This is a genomic window from Brevundimonas sp. (genome assembly GCF_050729455.1).
Classification (GTDB): Bacteria; Pseudomonadota; Alphaproteobacteria; order Caulobacterales; family Caulobacteraceae; genus Brevundimonas.
Map to the genome: position 1 here is coordinate 1 of NZ_JBOHLI010000115.1, position 1,679 is coordinate 1,679.

At 66.9% G+C, this 1,679-nt stretch carries 1 protein-coding gene; it reads left to right on the forward strand.

The features are described 5' to 3' along the window. Positions 1-89: 89 nt before the first annotated feature. Positions 90-1,604, forward strand: coding sequence for an IS21 family transposase (istA, locus tag ACREEF_RS15775; protein ID WP_431566513.1), 1,515 nt, complete (start codon positions 90-92; stop codon positions 1,602-1,604). Positions 1,605-1,679: the final 75 nt, after the last annotated feature.

A 1,679-nucleotide genomic window follows, 5' to 3' on the forward strand; every position in this document is an offset into this window, starting at 1 on the left:
GTGTTGGAGGCCTGGGTCAGCCACTCTGGCAGACGTTTTCCGTATCGACTGAGACGGAGACCGTGATGCCTGCGAAGAGGAAGCTGACCATGAGACAACTGCGGCAGATGCTGCGTTTGGCTGAGGACGACCTGAGCCCGGGCGAGATTGGGCGCCGTCTTGGTGTGGCCCGCAGTACCGTGCAGGGGAACCTTGCGAGGGCCCGGGAAGCCGGCCTGTCGTGGCCGCTGCCAGCGGACCTGAGCGATGAAGCCCTGGCGGGCAGGCTGTTTGCGCGGTCCGGCGCGCTCTCGGGTTTGCGCCGACGCCCGGAGCCGAACTGGGGCGATCTTGTCGTCGAGCTGAAGAAGCCGGGCGTAACGATGGCGATCCTGTGGGAGGAGTATCGCGCCATCCACCCGCAGGGCTACGGCTATAGCCGGTTCTGCGACCTGTTCCGGGGTTTCCAGCGGCGACTGTCGCCCACCATGCGCCAGGAGCACCTCGCCGGCGACAAGGTCTTCGTCGATTATTCCGGCAAGAAGATCGGCATCGCCGATGCCCATAGTGGCGTCATCCGGGAGGCGGAGATTTTCGTCGGCGTGCTCGGCGCCTCGAACTTCACCTTTGCCGAGGCGAGTTGGACCCAGAGCCTGCCGGACTGGATCGGCTCGCATGTGCGGATGTTTCGGTTTTTCGGCGGCGTCCCGCGTCTGGTCGTACCGGACAATCTGAAGGCCGGGGTCAATAAGGCTTCGTTCTACGATCCGGAGCTCAACCGCAGCTACGGCATGATGGCCTCGCATTACGGCGTCGGCGTGCTGCCGGCCCGTAGCCGAAAGCCCCGGGACAAGGCCAAGGTCGAGAACGGCGTCCGCTTCGCCCAGAGCTGTATCCTGGGGCGCTTGCGCAAACAGACCTTCTTTTCGCTGGCGGAAGTCAACGCCGCGATCCGCGACGCGGTCGAGCGGATCAACGACCACGTCATCCGTCGCCTGGGCGTCAGCCGCCGCCATCTGTTCGAGACCGTCGAACGGCCCGCCCTGGCGTCGCTGCCCGAGGATTACGAGTTCGCCGAATGGCGCCTGGCCCGCGCCGGCGTCGATTATCATGTCGAGTACGATGGCTATTTCTACTCCGTGCCTTACGGCCTGATCCGTGAGCAGGTCGATCTCAGGGCCACCAGCCGCACGATCGAAGTCTTCCATCGCGGCCAGCGCGTCGCCGCTCACCAGCGCCGCTACGGCGGCCGCCGGCACGGCACCAACCCCGACCACATGCCAAGCTCTCATCGGCGCTACGCCGACTGGAGCCCGGAACGGCTCCGGCGCTGGGCTGCGACGGTGGGCCCGATCACGGAGGGCCTGGTCGTTGCCATCCTGGCCAACCGCCCGCATCCCGAGCACGGCTTCAGAACCTGTCTCGGCGTGCTGCGGCTGTTCCGCGATCTCAAGCCGTCCCAGGCCGAAGCCGTCGCCGCCCGCGCCCTCGAGATCGGCGCCTTCGCCTACCGCGCCGTCGCCGCCATCGCCGCCCGGCAGGCCGCGGCTGCGGCCAGGACCCCGACCGAACCCGCCGCCATCATCGAGCACAGCAATCTGCGCGGCCCCGGCTACTTCCACTGACCAGGAGACATCATGTTGATCCATCCCACGATGACCTTGCTCGCCGAGCTCGGCCTGCACGGCATGGCCAAGGGC